This window comes from Enterobacter cloacae complex sp. SHL021, assembly GCF_049237765.1.
In the GTDB taxonomy this organism is placed as follows: Bacteria; Pseudomonadota; Gammaproteobacteria; order Enterobacterales; family Enterobacteriaceae; genus Enterobacter; species Enterobacter cloacae.
Genome location: NZ_JBMKJG010000002.1, coordinates 135,128 through 156,990, shown reverse-complemented (window position 1 = coordinate 156,990; position 21,863 = coordinate 135,128). Strand labels below are relative to the sequence as shown.

The window sequence follows — 21,863 nt, the reverse complement described above, 5'->3', positions numbered from 1 at the left end:
GGTGAGGGAAATCACACTCTGCCATCTCTCGCGAAAAGTACCTGCCGTTGTCCCAATCGTCCCTTCACGTTCCGCCCCTCTCACGCTTCAATTAAACAACAAAAACAAAACATAAATTTAACAAACCAATTCCGATACGAGGTCCCTATGAAGCCTGAAGAGTTCCGCGCTGATACCAAACGCCCGTTAACCGGCGAAGAGTATTTAAAAAGCCTGCAGGATGGCCGCGAGATTTATATCTACGGCGAGCGCGTTAAAGACGTCACCACCCATCCGGCGTTTCGCAATGCGGCGGCCTCCATCGCGCAGATGTACGACGCGCTGCACAAACCGGACATGCAGGACACGCTGTGCTGGGGCACCGACACCGGCAGCGGCGGTTACACCCATAAGTTCTTCCGCGTGGCGAAAAGCGCCGACGACCTGCGTCAGCAGCGGGACGCCATCGCCGAGTGGTCTCGCCTGAGCTACGGCTGGATGGGCCGCACGCCGGACTACAAAGCCGCGTTCGGCTGCGCGCTTGGCGCGAACCCGGCCTTCTACGGCCAGTTCGAGCAAAATGCCCGTAACTGGTATACCCGCATTCAGGAAACCGGCCTGTACTTTAACCACGCTATCGTCAACCCGCCTATCGACCGCCACAAACCGGCGGACGAGGTGAAAGACGTCTATATCAAGCTGGAAAAAGAGACCGACGCCGGGATCATCGTCAGCGGCGCCAAAGTGGTTGCCACCAACTCCGCGCTGACCCACTACAACATGATCGGCTTTGGCTCCGCGCAGGTGATGGGCGAAAACCCGGACTTTGCGCTGATGTTCGTCGCGCCAATGGACGCCGAAGGGGTGAAGCTGATCTCCCGCGCCTCCTACGAGATGGTGGCTGGCGCTACCGGCTCGCCGTACGACTACCCGCTCTCCAGCCGTTTTGATGAGAACGACGCGATCCTGGTGATGGATAATGTGCTGATCCCATGGGAAAACGTGCTGATCTACCGCGATTTCGACCGCTGCCGTCGCTGGACCATGGAAGGCGGTTTTGCCCGCATGTACCCGCTGCAGGCCTGCGTGCGTCTGGCGGTGAAGCTCGACTTCATCACCGCCCTGCTGAAAAAATCGCTGGAGTGTACCGGCACCCTGGAGTTCCGCGGCGTGCAGGCAGATCTCGGCGAAGTGGTCGCCTGGCGCAATATGTTCTGGGCGCTGAGCGACTCCATGTGTTCCGAAGCCACGCCGTGGGTGAATGGCGCGTACCTGCCGGATCACGCGGCGCTGCAAACCTATCGCGTGATGGCGCCAATGGCCTACGCGAAGATTAAAAACATCATCGAACGTAACGTCACCAGCGGGCTGATCTACCTGCCCTCCAGCGCACGGGATCTGAACAACCCGCAGATCGATCAGTATCTGGCGAAGTACGTGCGCGGATCCAACGGCATGGATCACGTCGAACGCATCAAGATTTTGAAGCTGATGTGGGATGCCATCGGCAGCGAATTTGGCGGCCGTCACGAGCTGTATGAGATCAACTACTCCGGCAGCCAGGACGAAATTCGCCTGCAGTGTCTGCGCCAGGCGCAAAGCTCCGGCAACATGGACAAAATGATGGCGATGGTCGACCGCTGCATGTCTGAGTACGACCAACACGGCTGGACGGTGCCACACCTGCACAACAACAGCGATATCAACATGCTGGACAAGCTGCTGAAATAACGCAGCGGGAGGTTTCAATGCATTCAGATGAACAACGCCTGCGTTTTCGCGACGCCATGGCCAGCCTGTCGGCCGCGGTGAATGTCATCACCACGGCGGGCGATGCCGGACGCTGCGGGATCACCGCCACTGCCGTCTGCTCGGTAACGGATTCCCCGCCGTCGATCATGGTCTGTATCAACGCCAACAGCGCCATGAACCCGGTGTTTCAGGGCAACGGCAAACTGTGCGTGAATGTGCTCAACCACGAGCAGGAGATCATGGCTCGCCACTTCGCCGGTATGACCGGGATGGCCATGGAGGAGCGCTTTACCCTCTCCTGTTGGCAGAAAGGTCCGCTGGCGCAACCGGTGCTGAAAGGGGCGCTGGCAAGCCTGGAAGGCGAGATAAGTCAGGTGCAAACCATCGGCACGCATCTGGTTTATCTTGTTGAAATTAAAAATATCATCCTCAGTGAAGAGGGCCACGGCCTGATCTATTTCAAACGCCGTTTCCACCCGGTAATGATGGAGCCGGAAGCAGCCGTGTGATCCCCTCTCGCGCTGGCCCTCCTGAGGCCAGCGCGCCTTTCTGCAAAAATTCCTAAGGTTTCCGCTAAATCACGCCGTTATATAGCCATAAGAGAAATTTTCTGTGCCTGAATACTGACACGCTGTGTCAGTGCTACCCGCATCATTCAGCGCATACCCTAATATACAGGAAGACCTTATGGCTAAAACGACGCGGAGCCGCTCGGCTGAACGTCTGGTCGATATTCTCCTTGAGCTACATTTAAACGGTGTGATAAACCGCAGTGCGCTGATGGAGAAATTTAATATTACCGAGCGTACCGTCTACCGGGATTTAAATGCGCTCTCCCCGATTGTGGAACATACCGGAAACGGGCTATATCGGCTGATCCATTCCGCGCAATCGCCCGGCGGACAAGGATTACACCATACCCTTGCTAACTTCCTGAATGCTGATAGCTTTTTCCCCGAAAGAAACGCGGAGTTTTGGGAGAAACTCGAAAACCGCGTTGACGAAAATCATATTCTTATTCTCGCCAACGAGGCGGAGCACACGGCGGAACGTGATATTCGTCGCCATTTATCCAACATTGAAAAATCGATTAAAAACTGTAATGTTTGCCAGATCGTTTATAAAGGCAAAACCCGGCTGATTAACCCCTATAAACTCATTAACAAAAAAAATATATGGTATTTACAAGCTACCGAAAATAGCCGGTTAAAATCCTTCTCATTGAGTCAGATTCGCTGGCTTGATATTCAGAAACGCACCTTTACGCCGGACGAAAATGTGATCGGGCTGTTGGAAAAAAACCTCGATCCGTGGGTATCGGAAGATACTTTCGAGGTGAAAATATTTATTAAGGATAATATTTCACACTACTTCCTGCGCCGCGATCTCCTCCCGGCACAAGAGCTGCTGGAGGAGCAACACGACGGCGTGACGCTGCGCTGTCAGGCAGCACATGAAAACCAGATCCTGCCGCTGCTGTTCTACTGGTTACCCAACATTCAGATCCTGGAGCCAGCCTGGCTTAAGGAAAAGCTGGTTAAAACGCTGGAAGGCTACCTGGCGGGGAGCGCAGCCACGGTAACCGGGTGATCTGTATCACATTATTTCTCCCGCTGGCGGCGAGCCTGAACCACTCGCCGCCCCCTTTGACCGCTCACCAGGCACTTTCAACCACTCACCCATTTTCTCCCCTTTACGCGCGCAAGCTTCTGGCACGATCGCTCCAGCATTACTCAATACCTCCTCACAACGAACCCTGACCCTTTTTTCTTTACATAAAAAACCAGGTCTTACTATGGATACTAAAAAACTACTGAAGCACGTGCCCTGGGCCTTACTCGGGATCCTCGGCGCTTTCTGTCTGGCGGTTGTCGCATTACGCCGAGGCGAACACGTAAGCGCCCTGTGGATCGTGGTCGCGTCGGTTTCCGTCTACCTTGTGGCTTATCGCTACTACAGCTTATACATCGCGCAGAAGGTCATGAAACTCGACCCGACGCGTGCCACCCCGGCGGTCATTAACAATGACGGCCTGAACTACGTGCCAACCAACCGCTATGTGCTGTTTGGTCACCACTTTGCCGCCATTGCAGGCGCTGGCCCGCTGGTCGGCCCGGTACTGGCCGCGCAGATGGGCTACCTGCCGGGTACCCTGTGGCTGCTCGCTGGTGTAGTGCTGGCGGGTGCAGTGCAGGACTTTATGGTGCTGTTTATCTCCTCGCGCCGTAACGGTTCGTCGCTGGGTGAGATGATCAAAGAAGAGATGGGCCGCGTGCCGGGTACCATCGCCCTCTTCGGCTGCTTCCTGATTATGATCATCATCCTCGCGGTGCTGGCATTAATCGTGGTGAAAGCGCTGGCTGAAAGTCCGTGGGGCGTCTTTACCGTCTGCTCTACCGTGCCGATTGCGCTGTTCATGGGGATCTACATGCGCTTCCTGCGCCCTGGCCGTGTCGGCGAGGTGTCGGTCATTGGTATCGTGTTGCTGGTTGCCTCTATCTACTTCGGCGGTGTGATTGCGCACGACCCGTACTGGGGTCCGGCGCTGACCTTCAAAGACACCACCATCACCTTTGCCCTGATTGGTTACGCGTTTATCTCTGCCCTTCTGCCGGTATGGCTGATTCTGGCTCCGCGTGACTATCTGGCGACCTTCCTGAAAATCGGCGTCATCGTCGGGCTGGCGATCGGTATTGTGATCATCAACCCTGAACTGAAAATGCCGGCGGTGACCCAGTACATTGACGGTACAGGTCCGCTGTGGAAAGGCGCCCTGTTCCCGTTCCTGTTTATCACCATCGCCTGTGGTGCCGTTTCTGGCTTCCACGCGCTGATCTCCTCCGGCACCACGCCGAAGCTGATGGCCAACGAAACCGACGCGCGTTTCATCGGTTACGGTGCCATGCTGATGGAATCCTTCGTGGCGATCATGGCGCTGGTGGCTGCGTCTATCATCGAACCGGGTCTTTACTTCGCGATGAACACCCCGCCGGCAGGCCTGGGCATCACCATGCCAAACCTGCATGAGATGGGCGGTGACAACGCGGCGCTGATTATGGCGCAGTTGAAGGACGCCAGCGCCCACGCGGCGGCGACCGTCAGCTCCTGGGGCTTTGTGATTTCGCCTGAGCAGATCATGCAGACCGCGAAAGACATCGGCGAACCGTCCGTGCTGAACCGCGCCGGTGGCGCACCGACGCTGGCGGTAGGTATTGCACACGTGTTCCACAAAGTGCTGCCATGGGCGGACATGGGCTTCTGGTACCACTTCGGTATTCTGTTCGAAGCGCTGTTCATCCTCACCGCGCTGGACGCCGGTACCCGTGCAGGCCGCTTTATGCTGCAGGATCTGTTGGGTAACTTCGTGCCGTTCCTGAAGAAAACCGACTCGCTGGTGGCGGGTGTGCTGGGTACTGCGGGCTGCGTTGGCCTGTGGGGTTACCTGCTGTACCAGGGCGTTGTTGACCCACTCGGCGGCGTGAAGAGCCTGTGGCCGCTGTTCGGTATCTCTAACCAGATGCTGGCAGCCGTTGCCCTGGTGCTCGGCACCGTGGTACTGGTGAAGATGAAACGCACCAAATACATCTGGGTCACCGTGGTGCCTGCGCTGTGGCTGCTGCTCTGCACCACCTGGGCGCTGGGTCTGAAACTGTTCAGCAGCAACCCGCAGCTGGAAGGCTTCTTCTACATGGCTAACCAGTACAAAGCGAAAATTGCCGCCGGTGGCGCGGATCTCACCGCCCAGCAGATTGCCAACATGAACCATATCGTGGTGAACAACTACACCAACGCGGGTCTGAGCATTCTGTTCCTGGTGGTGGTGTACAGCATTATCTTCTACGGCATCAAAACCTGGATGAAAGTGCGTAACGCTGAAGGTCGTACGGACAAAGAGACCCCGTACGTGCCGGTACCGGAAGGCGGCGTGAAGACCTCTTCGCACCATTAATCTACTAATACCCCTCACCCCAGCCCTCTCCCCATAGGGGAGAGGGTGTAAAAGTTCCCTCTCCCCTATGGGGAGAGGGTTAGGGTGAGGGGCTTTTCCTGTCTGGAATCCACAATGTTTGGTAACTTAGGCGAAGCAAAAAAATACCTCGGTCAGGCAGCGAAAATGCTGATTGGCATTCCGGACTATGACAACTACGTTGAGCATATGAAAACCAACCACCCGGATAAGCCCTACATGACCTACACTGAATTCTTCCGCGAGCGTCAGGAAGCGCGCTACGGCGGAAGTGGAGAAGGCGGCGTCCGCTGCTGCTAAAGGAGAGACCATGACCCCGATTGCCGTCACCCTGTTGACCGGTTTCCTCGGCGCCGGTAAAACCACCCTGCTGCGCCACATTCTCAACGCGCAGCACGGTTTCAAAATCGCCGTGATCGAAAACGAGTTCGGCGAAGTCTCCGTTGACGACCAGCTGATTGGCGATCGCGCCACGCAGATCAAAACCCTGACCAACGGCTGCATCTGCTGTACCCGCTCTAACGAACTGGAAGATGCCCTGCTGGACCTGCTCGACAGCCGCGATCGTGGGGACATCCACTTCGACCGCCTGGTGATTGAATGCACCGGCATGGCCGACCCCGGCCCGATTATTCAGACCTTTTTCTCGCATGACATCCTTTGCCAGCGCTACCTGCTGGACGGCGTGATTGCCCTGGTCGACGCGGTTCACGCCGACGATCAGATGAACCAGTTCACCATCGCCCAGTCTCAGGTGGGCTACGCCGACCGCATCCTGCTGACCAAAACCGACGTGGCGGGCGAGAGCGTTAAACTGCGCGAGCGCCTGGCACGCATCAACGCCCGCGCACCGGTATACACCGTGACGCACGGCGATATCGACCTGTCTCAGCTGTTCAACACCAACGGTTTTATGCTGGAAGAGCATGTCACCTCAAAACCGCGTTTTCACTTTATGGCGGATAAGCAGAACGACGTAGCGTCGATTGTGGTGGAGCTGGATTACCCGGTAGACATCAGCGAGGTCTCCCGCGTGATGGAGAACCTGCTCCTGTCGTTTGCCGATAAACTGCTGCGCTACAAAGGCATGCTGTGGATCGACGGCGAACCAAACCGCCTGCTGTTCCAGGGCGTACAGCGGCTGTACAGCGCGGACTGGGACAGACCCTGGGGCGACGAGACACCGCGCAGCGTGATGGTATTTATCGGTATCCAGCTGCCGGAAGAGGAAATCCGGGCGGCGTTTGCGGGGCTGAAGAGATAACCGCCCGGCATTCCCTCTCCCTTTGGGAGAGGGTTAGGGTGAGGGGTAAGAGATAAACTTATTTCACCGCCTCCGGCAGCGTCACAATCCACAGCTCACTGTCAGACTCCGGTTTCTCCAGCGGCTTCACGCTGAGGGTCGTTTTAACCGGCTTATCATCCAGCGTCAGCTTTCCTTCCGCGTTCACCCGATAATCCTTGAGCTTCTTGCCCTCGACCGGATGTTGCATCGCCACCTTCACGCCAAAATCGTTATCGTTCGCCACCGCCAGCGTTTTGCTGTCGATCAGCGCCAGCCCTTCAGCCTTTTCCTGCTGCCAGCCCAGGGCGCGCAGATCAACAACCTGCGTTTTCTGCGCAAGGGTAATGCCGCGCTGTGCCAGGGTTTTCTCATCATCAAACTCCGGATACTCGCCCGGCTTGTCGAAACCTGACAGGTCGCTCGCCTTACTGAGATCGACCTTGTAAATCAGGTTACGCATTCCGTCGTTTTTATCACTTCCCTGTTCGATCAGCAGGATGTGCTGGTTATCGAGCGCCACGATGTCGCCGGTTTTAGCGTCGCTGTTTTTGCTGTAAGCCGCGCTGTCGATGGGATAACCGTACATCGCGGTTTTTCCGCTTGCCGGGTCAAAGCTCACCAGACGCGTAAACAGCGCCTTTTTCTTGCTCTTACCGTCGATATCCAGCGTACTTTGCACGGCGGCAATAATACGCCCGTCCGGCATACGGGTGAGGCCTTCAAAGCCGCGGTTCGCCTGACGCCATTTGAGGATATTTGGCAAACCGCCCGCAATTGCTTTTTCCCCTTCCGCCGCCTGCGGACCGTGGATCGCCAGGATTTTCCCTTTACTGTCGATGTTAATCAGGAACGGGCCATACTCATCGCACAGCCAGTAACCGCCTTTACCGTCCGGGGTGATCCCTTCCGTATCCAGCCCGCGATTATCCCCCTTCAGCCTCTTTAACGTGTCGCTGAAGGCCACTTCATTGGTGGATCCAATCACGTCGCTTTCCAGCGGCAGACCGTTGATCGCGCCTTTATCGTCATGCAGAGGACGGGCATCAATGGCCTCCGCTTTGCCGTTTTGTACACGAATCGTCATCAGCAGCGGCGCGAAATCTGGCGTAACGAAAATTTTGGCTTCGTTTTTACCCACTTTCGGTGAATCCGCGTTCGGACCGCGATCGGTAATGGTGGCGAAGGTCAGGGCATCGCCCTGTTTCCCGGTGAACAGCAGGCCAGAACCTATCCCAACCGGAAGGCCGTTCGGGAATGCACTGGCAAATGCGCCGGTGTAGTTCACGTGTGTGCCTTCTGGAAAACTGACGACATAGCGCTCAGCCGTAGGCTGCGCCGCGAGGGCAGAGAAAGAGAGCACACAACCGATTAGCACAGGAATAATTTTTCTTTTCATATTGTTAGCATCCATAAAGTGAAGCTCACACCGTAAAGAAGAAACGTGTCAGGAAAATGACATCGAATGGCAACATTGCGCGGGCCGGAGCGCCAAAGAAATGTAAAGCTCTGTTGTTATCTGTAACAGCGGAAACAATTCTGGAAATTATTAGAAACCCAATTAATTCGCTGCGAACCACTCTTTCTGCTCTCGTTCAGATTATGTTTAGCTAAAAAAATAAACACTTTCTAAACGCCAAATCATTACCCGTTGACGACCTCGCAACCCAACACTCTCGCAACACCACCAAATTAAATAATTAACAAAACCAGCATAAAACGGCGACTTTCATCACATTTGCAGTCATTAACATCGCTTGTTAAGGTGCGCCCAGATTAAATTGATGACGAGGCATATGAGATGAAAAAACTGAATATCCTTCTGCTGACTGCGTTGACTGCTGTATCGGGTTCTGCACTGGCTCTGGGTGGCAGCGTTGAGCAGGGTAAAAACTTTACCAACCTCAACCTGGAGATGGGTAAATCCTCATCCGGCCTGTATGTGGAAAGCAACTGGCTGAAAAACACCGATGACGGTACGCAGACCGGCGGTGTGGGTGCAGGTTATAACCTGGGTCTTGGCCCGGTCATGCTGAACGCGGGTGCAAAAGCTATCTATATCGGCCCGAAAAAAGGCGATAACGGCGTGGCGTTCCCGATCGGTGGCGGCGTAAACGTTGCCCTGACCGACAGCATTCATCTGTATGGTGAAGGCTACGTGGCACCAGAAGGGATGAACAACAGCGTGAAAAACTACGTTGAAGCCAACGGCGGCGTAAGCTGGACGCCAGTTACACCTGTGACCCTGAAAGTGGGTTACCGCCACGTGAGCGTTGATGGTAAAGACGGTCGTCCAGGCCACACCCTGATTGACGGTGCGTATGTTGGCGGTGGAGTCACCTTCTGATGAAACACCGCATTACCGCGCTTTGCGTTCTGAGCCTCACGCTTCTGCTCACCGGCTGCGTCCAGTACAAATGGGTGAAACCGGGCGTCAGCGACGCTGAAATGAACAAAAAGCTCACGGAATGTGAAGCGCAGGCGCTGATCGATCTGCCCCCGGATAACGTCGTAACCGGTTCGGACTCGGAAAAAACGGATCTGAAGAACAAGAAAAAGGATATTTCCACGAGCTACACGGTTGAAGACGCCAATGAGGATCGCAGGGCGACCCTCGTAGACAGCTGCATGTTCAAAAGCGGCTGGGATAAAATTGAAGTGCAATAATCTCTAAAAAACCTGCCTACTGGCAGGTTTTTTATTGCCGCTTACTTACGCACCACCACCAGCTTCTGGTTCACAAACTCTTTGATCCCCAGATCCGACAGCTCGCGTCCGTAACCGGAGCGCTTCACGCCGCCAAACGGCAGCTCCGGTGCGGTATCGGTGAGCCAGTTGATATACACCATGCCGGTCTCAATCCGTGACGCCATTTTCTTCGCGCGTTCAATATCCTGACTGAACACCGCACCGCCCAGTCCGTAGTGGGAGTCGTTCGCCAGGGCGACCGCCTCGTCATCGTTTTTCACCACATATATCTGCGCCACCGGGCCGAAGAACTCCTCGAAGTACGCCGGGTTGTCGCGGGAGATATTTGTCAGGATCGTCGGCTCAAAGAAGCTCCCGTCGCGCTGCACCGGTTTACCACCATAGTGTAACGTTGCGCCCTTTTTCACCGCCTCGTTGACCTGTTTTGTCAGCGTTTCGAGCGCATCTTTAGACGACAGTGGCCCAAGCGTGGTGCTTTCATCCAGCGGGTCGCCAATTTTCACCTGCTTAAAGGCTTCGGTGAATTTGCTCAGGAAGGCATCGGCAATTTTCTCATGCAGGATAAAGCGCTTCGCTGCGGTACAGACCTGACCGGCGTTGTTAAGTCGCGCATTCACGCCTGTCTTCACCGCGTTATCAAGATCCGCATCGTCCAGCACCACGAAAACATCGTTACCGCCCAGCTCAAGGGTGGATTTCTTGATGTGCTTCGCCGCCTGCGCGGCCACCACGCTGCCTGCTTTCTCAGAGCCGGTTAGCGCGGCCCCCTGTACGCGGTCGTCAGCGATAATGTTCGCCACCTGCTCAGACGAGATAAAGAGGTTGGTCCATGCCCCTTCCGGCGCCCCTGCCTCACGCACCAGATGAGCAAAGGTTTCGGCACAGTGCGGCACGATGCTGGCATGTTTAGCCAGCACCGGGTTACCCGCCGCCAGGTTAGGTGCCAGAACACGCATCAGCTGATAATACGGGAAATTCCACGGTTCCACGGCCATCAGCACGCCGATGGGGTGATGCTCCACCCACGCTTCTCCGAGTTCAGACGGGTACTTCACCGGGGCCAGGAACTGCTTCGCGTTATCGGCATAGTAGCGGGCGATTTGCGCGCACAGCTTCACCTCACCGCGGCTTTGTTCGATGAGCTTACCCATCTCCTGACTGGCAATTTTAGCCAGCTCTTCGGTGCGTTCGTCGATCAGGTCAGCAAGCTTATGCAGCACCGGCAGACGCTGTTCAATGTCGCCTTTCGCCCACTGCGAATGGTAAAGGGCGTCGGCCGCTTTCAGCGCCGCTTCGATATCCGCGTCGGTATGAGAGGGATATTCTTTGATGAGCTGGTTGGTGGCAGGATTTACTGTCTGATAAGCCATATCGAATCTCCATGTTTTACCGCTTAGGGTAGTAAGGGTAGACAACATGACGGGTGATGGACGTAAAGTTGGGTATATCCGGAAGGTTCTTAGTAGGGCCAGGGCATGGTATAAAAATGTTCCTGACAGGAGCGCCTATGACCCATACCCGACACATCCGCCAGACCTTTAACCGCCTTCCGGGCCTTGAGCTGCGCAGCACGTGGCAGAGTACCGTGGCGTATAAACGTCATTGTCACCCCCAACTTTCGATTGGCGCGATAGTGGAAGGCCAGACCTGCTGCCGGTGCAATGACACGCAGTACATCCTCCACCCCGGCGATCTCATCGTGATCCCGGCACATGTGCCGCACAGCTGCAACCCCGTTGCGGGCCAGCCCCGTAGCTATCACATGCTCTATATCGACACGGATTATCCCCTGGCAGAACAGGTCATACGCGACAGCACGTTGTTTGCTCTTTACCAGAACGTTGTTGAGAACATGTCGGCTAATTCCCTGAACATGCTGATTTCTGCCCTTCCGCGCTGCGCCAGCCGCACGGGTGAACTACGTACAACCAGCCAGCACATCCAGCAGGCGTTTCTTGCCGATTTAACCAGCCCGCCGTCACTCGACGACCTTGCCCATCGCTTCTCGCTGCGCAAGGAGACGCTGATCCGCACCTTCAGGCAGGACACTGGCCTGACGCCGGGCAGCTTTCTCAACATCTCCCGCGTGGAATACGCCAAAGCGCGGCTCCGCGCCGGGGATGATATTGCCGATGTCGGCTACCAGAGCGGGTTTGCCGATCAGAGCCATTTTCATAAGACCTTTGTGAGCTATACCGCCGCCACGCCGCGCCAGTACGCCACGGGCCGATCAATATCGGACAATAAATAGCGTTTGCATCGCCGTAGTCTGACCTCGGTTTTTTACACAGAGGTTGCTATGGAACTGTTATTCCCTTCCGCTTTTCTCGCTCTGGCGCTGGCGCATTTTGTCGCCCTGTTAAGCCCGGGCCCGGATTTCTTCCTGCTGGTGGGCTACGCGGCGCGCTACCGGGTGCGCGGCAGCGCCGGGCTGTGCATCGGCATCGCCGCGGGCAACGGGCTGTATATTCTGCTGGTGATCATTGGCTGGAGCGCGCTGCGCCAGTTTACGTGGCTGTTTACCCTTATCGAGCTTTGCGGGGCGCTGTATCTGCTGTGGATCGGCTCGCATCTGGTGCGCAGCCGCCCGCAAGCGCTGGCGCTGAATGAAACCCATCAGCGCTTCCCTTCACTGCGTAAGCAGATCCTGCTGGGGCTCGGCTCGGCGTTGTTAAATCCAAAGAACGCCCTGTTCTATCTGGCGCTGATGACGGCGCTGCTGGGGCCGAACGTCACGCTGCTTCAGCAAGCGACCTGCGGCGTCTGGATGGTGATGGTAGTGCTGGTGTGGGATCTGGCGCTGGTGTCGCTGATGGGGCTGCCCGCGGTGCAACAGAGGCTCAGCCGTTCGCTGTGGCTAATTGAGCGGGCGGCAGGGGTTGTACTAATGGGGTTTGGCGGGTGGGTACTGTGGCGGCTGCTGGAGCTGATAAGCTGAAATAAGGGGCAGCCCAACGCTGCCCGTGGTTTATTTTTTGTTTTGGTCGCGCAGCATCGCTTCACGCAATATGGCGTTTAGCCGCGTCTGGTAACCCTTTCCAGGCCGTTTCAGCCACTCCATCACGTCGGCGTCAATGCGTACAGATGCCTGCGTTTTAAGTGGCCGATAGAACTTCCCTCGCACCGCCCCGGACCACTGTTTATCGTCCGTGGCAGGAATATCGCTGTAATCGATTTCTGCTTCTGGTTTTTCAGCTAATGCTTTTAGCTCAGCGTCACGACGAGCGCTAACCTCAGGCGAACTACCTCGTTTATGTTTAACGATGCTCATAACGGCTCCTCTCTTTACGGTCCGCCTTACGTGCGCTAATGATACGAATAATTTCGCCTCCGCTTTCGAAACGTACCGTATGTGCGACCAGGATAACAATGACGCCTTGCACAAGGCCGATGGTTTGCCAGCGAAACTCACCGTTCTCATAGCGCTCCTGAACAGACAAATGATAAGGATCGTCGAAAACCAAAACCGCATCCTCAAAGCGTATGTCATGTTTTTGCTGGTTACTTTTCGCCTTATCGCTATCCCACTCATACTCCGTTGGCATAGTGTACCCTTCCCTGATTGTATATACAAAAAAGCATATACAAACTGCGCAAGGATTAAACCAATTAAGCAAAAGCGGTGTTTAATTTCGGAAGGCGGATTCCAGAAGCGAAGATGGTGTAACGCTCCCGTCTTTGCACTTTCCCCCCGTCTCCCTCTATCCTTAACCCATGGAAAAAATCGCTGAACTCAAACGCGCCAAGCTGCTGGCGCTGTCGCTGCTGCTGATTGCCGTCGCGGCGTTTATCACCACCCTGTTTCTGCCGCAAACCTTCTGGGTGCGCGGCGTGAAGGCCATTGCCGAGGCGGCGATGGTTGGCGCGCTGGCGGACTGGTTTGCGGTCGTCGCGCTGTTTCGCCGGGTGCCTATTCCGTTTATCTCGCGCCATACGGCGATTATCTCGCGCAATAAAGACCGGATTGGCGATAATCTCGGCCAGTTCGTGCAGGAGAAGTTTCTCGACACCCAGTCGCTGGTGGCGCTGATCCGCCGCTATGAGCCGGCGCAGATGATTGGCACCTGGTTTAGCAAGCCCGACAATGCCCAGCGTGTCGGGCAGCATCTGATTCAGGTGATGGGCGGTTTTCTTGAGCTGACCGATGACGGGCGTATTCAGCGCCTGCTCAAACGCGCGGTGCATAAGGCCATCGACAAGGTCGATTTCACCGAAACCAGCGCAGTGATGCTGGAGAGCATGACCAAAAACAACCGCCATCAGGTACTGCTGGACGCCATCATCAACCGCCTGATCACCCTGATTCAACGCGATAGCACGCGGGAATTTATTTCAGACCAGATCGTCCACTGGCTTAAGACCGAGCATCCGCGCAAGGCGATGGTGCTGCCCACCGAGTGGCTGGGCGATCAAAGCGCGGAGATGGTGTCAAACGCGGTGAATACCCTGCTGGACGACGTCAGTCATGACCGCACCCACCAGATCCGCCAGGCGTTCGACCGCGCCACGCTGAAGCTTATCGACAACCTGAAAAACGATCCGGAGATGGCCGCAAAGGCAGAGAACATCAAGCATTACCTGAAGAATGACGACGCGTTTAACCGCTATCTGGGTGAGATGTGGGCTGACCTGCGCCAGTGGCTGAAGGCGGATATGCAACGTGAGGATTCCCGCGTGAAGCAGCGCATCGCCAACGCCGGGCAGTGGTTTGGCGAAACGCTGCTCGGTGACGACAGCCTGCGGGCATCGCTCAATGAGCACCTCGAGCAGGCGGCGCACCGCGTGGCACCGGATTTCGCGGCGTTTCTCACCCGTCATATCAGCGACACGGTAAAAAGCTGGGACGCCAAAGATATGTCCCGCCAGATCGAGCTTAATATCGGCAAAGATCTGCAGTTTATCCGCGTCAACGGCACCCTGGTGGGCGGGACAATTGGCCTGATCCTGTTTTTACTCTCGCAACTGCCCGCCGTGCTTGCGCATTACTCCGTTTTGGGTGGTGCAATGACGTAGCGCGTCGCCTCAAAGCGATTGAGGATCAAGTGCACCAGAAACACCATCGTCAGCGTCGCCACCAGGGAAAAGGTCACCGAGGTGATGCGGTAGAGATCGCTGAACACCAGGTCGCTGTCCGGGTGCATGTTCTGACCGAACATAATCCCGATGGTGGTGATGCTGGCAAACCCAACGCCGGCTCCCACCTTCTCCATCACATGCAGACGCGCACCAAACGCCAGCCCGAGGCCGATAAGCGGCATCATCAGTAGCATGTGGCTGCTGTGATCGTAGAGGATAAGCTGCACCACCAGAATATAGAGACAGCCCAGCACCACGCCAGCCACGCGCCAGATAGAGCTCATCACCGCGCCGCGATAGTGCATCGGGAACAGAATCAACACACCGGCCATCAGCGCCGAAAGCGAATCGCTCAAATCGCTTATCTGGAAGATGACAAAAATCATCGTCGCAACGGTGCCGGAGAGCAGAGACTCGTGTCGCACGCGGGCATCATCTTTCTCGATCAGCGGCGGCGGCTTGCGCGGCTCAACGTCCGGCAGGAGGTAGTTCATCAGCGCGCTCAGGCATACCGCCATCACACTCGCTTCAATGTTGGAAAACAGCAGCGTGTGCCAGTCGGTGGTGGGATAGCTCATAAAGTTGAGCATCACGCTCTGGCACACCACGCCCATCGACCCGAACAGGAACAGCGGCCCCTTACTCATAAAGCGAAAACGCATGACATACAGCGCAAAAACCACCAGCGTCATGATCACCGGCCACTGGGACAGATAGCCGATAATAATCACCATTTCGACGCAGTTTAGCGATGCGCTGAAGATAAACTGCTTCGCCACATGGCGGTTAAAGACCGGCACCAGCGACAGCAGCATGATGGGGTAGACCACATAAAACACGCCGTAGCTGGTGTTATAGAAACTTGAAATACTCAGCGCGATCATCCCGGCAAAGACGATGCGCAGGGTCTGGCGAAAGTCATTGGCCGTATAGACGATGTTGCCGTGCGGGGTAAAGACCCGCGCCAGCGTGCTAATAGACATAGTGGAGCAGGCTCACCAGGTGGATTTGCATCCCGGAGAAGAAGCGCGCAAACGGCCCTTCGCTGTTGTAGAGCTGCACGGTGGCACGAGCGCCGGTCGGGAGCGGTTTCGGCAGCGTCTCATCCAGCGCCACGTGAATGCGCATTCGCTGAGCGTCGCGCACCCAACGGTTGGAGGTTTCCGGCGCGGACAGTTCGCCGCTCACCGCCTCCTGTCCGGCAAGGATCCCCGCATCGCTGCTGGTCACGTGGGCGCGGAAAACCTGTCCCGGAAAGGCGTCAAATACCACGGCGGCATCGGTCCCCTGATGGGTATGGCGCAGACTCTTTTCACGAAAATCGGCCACAATATCGGTCTGATTATTCACCAGCGCCAGCGCCGCCGAGCCGGACGAGGCATAAAACCCGGGGCTCAACTGCAGGTTGCTGACCGTACCATCCGCCTGGGCGTAAACTTTCGTCCAGCCGAGGTTCAGCTCCGCCTCATCCAGCGCGTTACGGTATTTTTGCAGCGTCACGTTGCGGTGCTCTTCCCGCTCGCCGCGCTGGATGCGCAGGTTATGGATGTTCGCCTGAATCGAGCTCACGGACTGCTCGCTGCTCTGCCAGGTGGTACGGACCTTATCCAGATCCGCCTGCGAGACGTTCTGTAACGTGCTCAGCTTCTGGTAGCGGTCAAAGGTCACTTTGTCGTTACGCGCGGTCAGCACGGCGGTTTTCAGGCTGGCTTGGGCGGCGGCGATCTGCGCGTCCAGCTGTTCATTGGACAGGCGTGCCTGCTCAAGCGCGATTTGCGCCGCTTCCACTTTATTGCGAAACGGCGTGTCATCCAGCTCAAACAGCAGGTCGCCCCGCGTCACCTGGCTGTTGTTGTGTACGTGCACGGCCGACACATACCCGGAGACGCGCGGAGAAACCGGCGTCACCACGCGCATGACGGTGGAGTCCGGCGTCAGCGGGATCCAGATATCGGCGACGACAAAGTAGACAAACATCAGCAGGAAAGAGGCAATACTCACCCTTACCCAGCGGGCAAACTTTTGTTCAGGAGTCATTATTTTTCGGTCTTGTTATCTTCTTCGCGGATTGTCCGCAAATTGCAGGCGATTTGATTCAAGGTGGCGCTGAAAATTTCGATATGCTCAGGCGCGATGTTTTGCGATACGCGTGTCTGGTACGTCTCAATCACCTGGGTGAGCCTTTTTAGGATGGCTTTTCCCTCAGGCGTCAGCGTCAGAAGCCGGATGCGCTTGTCATAAGGCGATACAGTGCGCAGCAGGTATCCCTGCTTTTCCAGCTGTGTCAGGGTGCGCATCAGCGGCGGCAGTTCAATGCCCTGCACCTCCGCCAGCTCACTCACCGAGACGTTATCCCCCAGTTGATGAAGCTGCATCATTACCGTCCAGCTCGACTGGGTTAACCCGGTATCGAGAATGGCGTCGTCAATAACGGCGCGCCACTGGCGCACAATCATCGCCATCCGCATGCCCATCGGCCTGCGGCAAAACAGTTGTTCTTCACTCATGGGGGGACCTCTCGAAACACGTCGTCAAGATAATAGTTATCAGGGTAAGTATCAAGAAACGCGAGGCGAAAGAGCAGGAATTGCGAAAGGATATCTCCCTCTCCCGGCGGGCTGAGGGTTCCCCATACAATAATGCCTGCACGGAGGACCCCCTCTCCCTTAAGGGAGAGGGTTGGGGTGAGGGTACAGCCCGCAGCGGAGTTTAGCGGCTAAAATGTCGGGTAATGGCGCCCTTCCCCGAAGCCGTAAGCACCACTTCCCGATACCCCGCTACCCGCTGGATCCAGCCCTTGCTTTCCAGATGCATGAGCAACGCCGCACCGGCTTCACCGCCCAGATGAAACCGCCGCTCGCTCCAGTCCAGACAGGCGCAACAGGCCTTTCGCCGGGGATGAGTGCTTAACGGGATACCGAGTTTCAGAAACTGCTCCCGGCCATACAGGGTCAGTGCCGAACCGTCTGGCTCCAGCCAACTTTCGGCCTGCATGAAATCGTAGATCTGCACCGCCACCGCGCCCGCCAGATGGTCGTAGCAGGTGCGGGCTTCACGCAGGGCTTTTGGCGCGCTGGTTTCCGGCGGAGAAATGCGGTGCCACGACAGCCCCATCATCTGCTCCACCAGCTCCGCTACGTCATGCCCTGCCAGGCGATAATAGCGATGGCGCCCCTGCGACAGGCAGGTAATGAGCTTTCCGTCCAGCAGCCGCGCAAGGTGCCCGCTGGCGGTAGACGGCGCCACATCCGCCGCCGCACTCAGCTCGGTGGCCGTCCACGCCCGCCCGTCCATCAGCGCACAAAGCATTTTCACGCGCGACGGATCGGCCATTGCGGCTGCTACTGCGGCAATGGCCTGCTCCAGCGCTGCGCTGTTATCTGGCGGTAAGCTCGTCTTTAACATAGGTTGCCCAGGGTTCGGTGATTGCTGCGGCCAGCTTATCATTATCCGTCAGCAGAATGAGGTGATTCGCGTGGTCGCTGTACTGGGTAAGAATAGACACCCCGCGAGCCGCCAGTGCAGCAGCTATCTCCCCCAGTTCGCCGGGGCGTTCCTGCCGCAGTTTTCTGATGATGGGCTGACGAACCGCTTTCAGGTTAAATCCGGCCTCAAGCAGAACATGGCGGGCTTTTTCGCCGTCTTCCACCAGAAAATGCGCCTCAACGCCGAATACGCCACCGCCTTCCAGCCCAATCCCCTTACTGCCCAACAGCTGACCAAAGCGTGCCAGTTCACCCGGCATATCGTTAAAAATCACATGAACATCATACATCCGCGTGCCCTCCGTTTTCGGCGCTGTATTCCCGCACCAGCTGTGCCACCCGAATGCGGTAGTACGTAAAAATCGACTCCCGCCCCTCGGCCTGCGCGGCCTGATGAAAAACGTTCTGCTTCCAGTTGCGGATAGCCTCTTCGTCCCGCCACCAGGAGAGCGAGAGAATTTTGCCGCCGGTGGTCAGGCTCTGGAAACGTTCGATATCGATAAAACCGTCAATATCCGCCAGCAGGGGTTTAAGTTCGGCCGCGAGCTGCAGGTAGCGCGCCTGATGCGCCGGCGCGGCTTTGGCTTCGAAAATGACTGCGATCATGAAGGTCTCTCCGTTGTGATGGTGTGAAGAGAATGCAGGACAGATGACAAGGATGCTTCGGTATGGAGCGAAGCGTAGCGCCACCGGGCAGGGTTTAACCCACAATCGACTTCGGCTCCATAAACGCCCCAATTCCCCATTCGCCCATCTCGCGTCCCACGCCGGAGTGTTTAAACCCGCCAAACGGGGCTTTTGGCTCATGCGCGAGGGTGTTTACCAGCACGCGCCCGGAAACAATCTGCTGCGCCACGCGACGCGCACGCCCGGTGTCACGCCCCAGCACCATCGCGCTCAGGCCGTACTCGGTATCGTTGGCAATCGCGACAGCCTCCGCCTCGTCCTGATAAGGAATAATGCACAGCACCGGGCCAAAAATTTCCTCACGCGCGATGGTCATCTGGTTGTTCACATCAGTAAACAGCGTCGGGCGCACAAACCAGCCGTCCCGCGTCCCGTCCGGTCGCCCTTCGCCGCCCGCCAGCAGTCGCGCGCCTTCGTCGAGCCCTTTGCGAATATACCCCTGCACCCGCAGCCACTGCTTTTCGCTGACCATTGGGCCAATCTCTGTCGCGCTTTCGCGCGGGTCGCCGGATTTCACCGCCGCCACCGCCTGCGCCAGGGCGGTTTCCATCTCGGCCTTGCGCGACTGCGGCACCAGAATACGTGTGCCGGCCACGCACGCCTGCCCGCTGTTCATAAACCCGGCCTGAATCACCAGCGGGATCGCCCGTGCAAGATCGACATCATCCAGCAAAATCGTCGGCGATTTACCGCCTAACTCCAGCGTGACGCGCTTAAAACCCTCCGCCGCGTTACGCAGGATCGCTTTGCCGGTATTCGTCGACCCCGTAAACGAGATTTTCGCCACGTCCGGGTGGCGGCTAATAGTCTCCCCCACCGTCTCGCCGCGCCCGGTGATGATATTAAACACGCCCGCTGGCAATGCGGCATCACGCAGCGCCTCGGTGATGATCTGCGTTTGCAGGGCGCTCATTTCGCTGGGTTTGATCACCGCCGTGCAGCCCGCCGCGAGCGCCGCCGCCAGTTTGCCGCAGATAAACCCCGCATCGCTGTTCCACGGCGTGATCAGACCCGCTACGCCTAGCGGCGTCATCTGCACCGATGCCGCCCCCGCTGAAAATGAAAATTCAAACGCCTCCAGGGCCTCAATCGCCTGGGCTATGACATCGGCCGGATAACTGGCCATCCACGCCGAGCGCGCAGCCGGTGCGCCGTACTCTTCGATTATCGCCTCCAGCAGCTGATCATGACGGGCGGCAACAGCGGCATGCATACGTGTTAACGCAGCAATCCGTTCCTGTTTTGTGGTTTGCGACCACGCCGGAAACGCCGCTTTGGCGGCCGCAATGGCGCGTTCAGCGTCGACCTCATCTGCCAGACGCACCTGCCCTATGACCTGTGCCGTCGCTGGGTTGTATAAATCAAAACGCTCGGTGCCATGCGGGGTAAAAAATTCGCCGTTGATAAAAATCTGTTCGATGTGGTGCATATAAACCTCCTCAGGCTGTGTGGACACAGTCTGGCACGACTACTCCGTTGCGATAATCCACGCTATGCTGCAAGGGTTGTTTCGATTTTCAGGATAATCTATGCATCGTTCAGGTTTGACAGAGCTGGAAGTGGTGATGGCGGTGGTACGACGCGGCAGCTTTCGCGGTGCCGCCCAGGAGCTGGGTATGTCCGCCACGGCGGTGAGTAACGCCATCGCCGGGCTGGAGAGCCGCCTCGAGACGCGTCTTTTTAACCGCACTACCCGCAGCGTGGCGCTCACCGACGCCGGGCAGCGTTATGTGGCGCGCATCGGTCCGGCGCTGCAGGAAATTCGTCAGGCCGGGGAAGAGATCCACAGCGACACCGGTGAACCCGCAGGCACCCTGCGCCTGAACGTGCCGAACAATATTGGCTCCCTGTTTCTGGACCAGCTGCTGATCGACTTTATGATCCGCTACCCGAAAATGCGTGTTGAAACGGTGAGCGAGGCGCGGATGATCGATATCGTCGCTGAAGGCTACGACGCCGGGATCCGCCTTGAAGAGGCGGTGCCGCAGGATATGATCGCCGTACCGCTGACCGGAGAGATCCGCCAGCTCGTGACCGCCACACCGGACTATTTTGCCCGCCACGGTATCCCGCAAACGCCGGAGGATCTGCTGTTGCATCAGGGGATCGGGATGCGCATGGCCCACGGTGGGATCTACCGCTGGGAGCTGGCCCGTCGGGGAGTCCAGTATGCGCTGGCCGTGCCGCCGCGTTTTGCGACATCCGATCTTTTTGCCTCGATCCGCGCGGTCAAAGCAGGGCTGGGGATTGGCTTTTTACCGGAACTCTATATCCGTGACGAGCTGAAAAGCGGGGAACTGGTGAGCGTGTTAAACGACTGGACGCAGCCGTTTGCCGGGCTGCGTCTTTACTATCCAGGCCATCGCCACGTCCCGCCGGGGTTGCGGGCGCTGGTGGCGATGATCCGCGAGCGCGGGATTATTCCAGGTTAGCCTTGTTCAGCCCGTAAGCTGCGTCCAGCGAGCCGGGGGCCATGCGCGAGGTAATGCCTAAACGGTTCCAGGCGTTGATCGCCACGATGGCGAAGTTCAGCTCTGAAATTTCCACGTCAGAAAAGTGTTCCGCCACGCTGCGGTACAACGCGTCGCTCACCCCGTGAACGCCAATCTGGGTCAACGCTTCGGCGAAGGCCAGCGCCGCTTTCTCGCGAGCGCTGAACAGCGGAGATTCGCGCCAGACCGCCAGGTGGTAAAGGCGCAGTTCGCGCTCCCCGGCAATTTTGGCCTCTTTGGAGTGCATATCCAGACAGAAGGTACAGCCGTTCAGCTGGGAAACGCGAATGTCGATCAGGTGCTTCAGCGCCGGGTCGATGGAGGTTTTCGCCACTTCCATGCTCAGGGCGGACAGCGCGTTGGCAAGGGCTGGAGTGACTTTATGGTGGTTTACGCGAGTGCTCATTGTCTTTCCTCTTATTTACACGGTATGT

At 57.1% G+C, this 21,863-nt stretch carries 24 protein-coding genes; 12 read left to right on the top strand and 12 right to left on the bottom strand.

Annotation, left to right across the window (positions count from 1 at the left end):
- The first annotated feature begins 147 nt into the window (after window positions 1–147).
- The 6 genes from hpaB (at window position 148) to yjiA (ending at window position 6,962) form a co-directional block, all read left to right on the top strand.
- Window positions 148–1,710 (top strand): 4-hydroxyphenylacetate 3-monooxygenase, oxygenase component, encoded by a 1,563-nt coding sequence (gene hpaB, locus ACOTZF_RS02860; protein WP_013095447.1) that lies wholly within the window; start codon window positions 148–150, stop codon window positions 1,708–1,710.
- A gap of 17 nt (window positions 1,711–1,727) precedes the next feature.
- Window positions 1,728–2,240: a 4-hydroxyphenylacetate 3-monooxygenase reductase subunit gene (locus ACOTZF_RS02855; RefSeq protein WP_020688846.1), complete on the top strand. Its 513-nt coding sequence runs from the start codon at window positions 1,728–1,730 to the stop codon at window positions 2,238–2,240.
- 178 nt (window positions 2,241–2,418) lie between these two features.
- Window positions 2,419–3,321, top strand: a complete 903-nt coding sequence (locus tag ACOTZF_RS02850) for a helix-turn-helix transcriptional regulator (RefSeq protein ID WP_020688847.1) — start codon at window positions 2,419–2,421, stop codon at window positions 3,319–3,321.
- A gap of 205 nt (window positions 3,322–3,526) precedes the next feature.
- Window positions 3,527–5,680, top strand: coding sequence for a carbon starvation CstA family protein (locus ACOTZF_RS02845; protein WP_029882188.1), 2,154 nt, complete (start codon window positions 3,527–3,529; stop codon window positions 5,678–5,680).
- A gap of 114 nt (window positions 5,681–5,794) precedes the next feature.
- Window positions 5,795–5,998 carry a YbdD/YjiX family protein gene (locus ACOTZF_RS02840; RefSeq protein WP_003856610.1) on the top strand — a complete coding sequence of 68 codons (204 nt, stop codon included), beginning with the start codon at window positions 5,795–5,797 and terminating at the stop codon, window positions 5,996–5,998.
- Between the two features lie 10 nt (window positions 5,999–6,008).
- Window positions 6,009–6,962 (top strand): GTPase, encoded by a 954-nt coding sequence (gene yjiA, locus ACOTZF_RS02835; RefSeq protein ID WP_038981101.1) that lies wholly within the window; start codon window positions 6,009–6,011, stop codon window positions 6,960–6,962.
- A gap of 58 nt (window positions 6,963–7,020) precedes the next feature.
- Here yjiA and ACOTZF_RS02830 read toward each other — a convergent pair whose 3' ends face one another.
- Complete coding sequence (locus ACOTZF_RS02830) at window positions 7,021–8,379, bottom strand: esterase-like activity of phytase family protein (protein ID WP_045295464.1); 1,359 nt, start codon at window positions 8,377–8,379, stop codon at window positions 7,021–7,023.
- Between the two features lie 402 nt (window positions 8,380–8,781).
- On the opposite strand from ACOTZF_RS02830, the gene ACOTZF_RS02825 reads away from it, so the two are divergent.
- Together ACOTZF_RS02825 and ACOTZF_RS02820 are read left to right on the top strand one after the other, a co-directional pair.
- On the top strand, window positions 8,782–9,327 hold the full coding sequence (locus ACOTZF_RS02825; protein ID WP_013095440.1) for a YfaZ family outer membrane protein: 546 nt from the start codon (window positions 8,782–8,784) through the stop codon (window positions 9,325–9,327).
- Window positions 9,327–9,647 carry a hypothetical protein gene (locus ACOTZF_RS02820; protein WP_013095439.1) on the top strand — a complete coding sequence of 107 codons (321 nt, stop codon included), beginning with the start codon at window positions 9,327–9,329 and terminating at the stop codon, window positions 9,645–9,647. Before ACOTZF_RS02825 ends, ACOTZF_RS02820 begins: the two co-directional genes overlap by 1 nt.
- Before the next feature lie 41 nt (window positions 9,648–9,688).
- Here the strand turns inward: ACOTZF_RS02820 and ACOTZF_RS02815 are convergent, their stop codons facing one another.
- The gene (locus tag ACOTZF_RS02815) at window positions 9,689–11,059 is read right to left on the bottom strand and encodes an NAD-dependent succinate-semialdehyde dehydrogenase (RefSeq protein ID WP_129252072.1); all 1,371 of its coding nucleotides are present in this window, start codon (window positions 11,057–11,059) and stop codon (window positions 9,689–9,691) included.
- A gap of 137 nt (window positions 11,060–11,196) precedes the next feature.
- Here ACOTZF_RS02815 and ACOTZF_RS02810 point away from each other — a divergent pair, with 137 nt between their 5' ends.
- Window positions 11,197–11,940 carry a helix-turn-helix transcriptional regulator gene (locus ACOTZF_RS02810; RefSeq protein WP_048972195.1) on the top strand — a complete coding sequence of 248 codons (744 nt, stop codon included), beginning with the start codon at window positions 11,197–11,199 and terminating at the stop codon, window positions 11,938–11,940.
- A gap of 48 nt (window positions 11,941–11,988) precedes the next feature.
- Window positions 11,989–12,627: a LysE family translocator gene (locus ACOTZF_RS02805; protein ID WP_129318101.1), complete on the top strand. Its 639-nt coding sequence runs from the start codon at window positions 11,989–11,991 to the stop codon at window positions 12,625–12,627.
- Window positions 12,628–12,657: 30 nt separating this feature from the next.
- Here ACOTZF_RS02805 and ACOTZF_RS02800 read toward each other — a convergent pair whose 3' ends face one another.
- Both ACOTZF_RS02800 and ACOTZF_RS02795 read right to left on the bottom strand, forming a co-directional pair.
- Complete coding sequence (locus ACOTZF_RS02800) at window positions 12,658–12,960, bottom strand: BrnA antitoxin family protein (RefSeq protein ID WP_023620649.1); 303 nt, start codon at window positions 12,958–12,960, stop codon at window positions 12,658–12,660.
- On the bottom strand, window positions 12,947–13,234 hold the full coding sequence (locus tag ACOTZF_RS02795) for a BrnT family toxin (RefSeq protein ID WP_058683981.1): 288 nt from the start codon (window positions 13,232–13,234) through the stop codon (window positions 12,947–12,949). Before ACOTZF_RS02795 ends, ACOTZF_RS02800 begins: the two co-directional genes overlap by 14 nt.
- 169 nt (window positions 13,235–13,403) lie before the next feature.
- Between ACOTZF_RS02795 and ACOTZF_RS02790 the strand changes: the two genes are divergently transcribed.
- Window positions 13,404–14,702: a DUF445 domain-containing protein gene (locus ACOTZF_RS02790; RefSeq protein ID WP_129252076.1), complete on the top strand. Its 1,299-nt coding sequence runs from the start codon at window positions 13,404–13,406 to the stop codon at window positions 14,700–14,702.
- Here ACOTZF_RS02790 and ACOTZF_RS02785 read toward each other — a convergent pair.
- From ACOTZF_RS02785 to ACOTZF_RS02755, 7 genes are all read right to left on the bottom strand, one after another.
- Entirely contained in the window at window positions 14,672–15,748 is a 1,077-nt protein-coding gene (locus ACOTZF_RS02785) for a DUF2955 domain-containing protein (protein WP_013095434.1), read from the bottom strand. The genes ACOTZF_RS02790 and ACOTZF_RS02785 overlap by 31 nt on opposite strands.
- Window positions 15,738–16,805, bottom strand: a complete 1,068-nt coding sequence (locus ACOTZF_RS02780) for an HlyD family secretion protein (RefSeq protein ID WP_095440265.1) — start codon at window positions 16,803–16,805, stop codon at window positions 15,738–15,740. Before ACOTZF_RS02780 ends, ACOTZF_RS02785 begins: the two co-directional genes overlap by 11 nt.
- The gene (locus tag ACOTZF_RS02775; RefSeq protein ID WP_013095432.1) at window positions 16,802–17,272 is read right to left on the bottom strand and encodes a MarR family winged helix-turn-helix transcriptional regulator; all 471 of its coding nucleotides are present in this window, start codon (window positions 17,270–17,272) and stop codon (window positions 16,802–16,804) included. The genes ACOTZF_RS02780 and ACOTZF_RS02775 overlap by 4 nt, the downstream gene beginning before the upstream one ends.
- Before the next feature lie 202 nt (window positions 17,273–17,474).
- Complete coding sequence (locus ACOTZF_RS02770; RefSeq protein ID WP_038418621.1) at window positions 17,475–18,170, bottom strand: ArsR/SmtB family transcription factor; 696 nt, start codon at window positions 18,168–18,170, stop codon at window positions 17,475–17,477.
- The gene (locus ACOTZF_RS02765; protein ID WP_058678940.1) at window positions 18,142–18,540 is read right to left on the bottom strand and encodes a hypothetical protein; all 399 of its coding nucleotides are present in this window, start codon (window positions 18,538–18,540) and stop codon (window positions 18,142–18,144) included. Before ACOTZF_RS02765 ends, ACOTZF_RS02770 begins: the two co-directional genes overlap by 29 nt.
- Window positions 18,533–18,856: an antibiotic biosynthesis monooxygenase family protein gene (locus ACOTZF_RS02760; protein ID WP_061772024.1), complete on the bottom strand. Its 324-nt coding sequence runs from the start codon at window positions 18,854–18,856 to the stop codon at window positions 18,533–18,535. The genes ACOTZF_RS02765 and ACOTZF_RS02760 overlap by 8 nt, the downstream gene beginning before the upstream one ends.
- Window positions 18,857–18,950: 94 nt before the next feature.
- Entirely contained in the window at window positions 18,951–20,366 is a 1,416-nt protein-coding gene (locus tag ACOTZF_RS02755; RefSeq protein ID WP_058678941.1) for an aldehyde dehydrogenase family protein, read from the bottom strand.
- Between the two features lie 100 nt (window positions 20,367–20,466).
- Here ACOTZF_RS02755 and ACOTZF_RS02750 point away from each other — a divergent pair, with 100 nt between their 5' ends.
- A complete protein-coding gene (locus ACOTZF_RS02750; protein ID WP_023620661.1) occupies window positions 20,467–21,369 on the top strand; it encodes a LysR family transcriptional regulator in 903 nt (300 codons plus the stop codon).
- Here the strand turns inward: ACOTZF_RS02750 and ACOTZF_RS02745 are convergent.
- Window positions 21,356–21,835: a carboxymuconolactone decarboxylase family protein gene (locus ACOTZF_RS02745; RefSeq protein ID WP_129318203.1), complete on the bottom strand. Its 480-nt coding sequence runs from the start codon at window positions 21,833–21,835 to the stop codon at window positions 21,356–21,358. The genes ACOTZF_RS02750 and ACOTZF_RS02745 overlap by 14 nt on opposite strands.
- Between the last annotated feature and the right edge of the window lie 28 nt (window positions 21,836–21,863).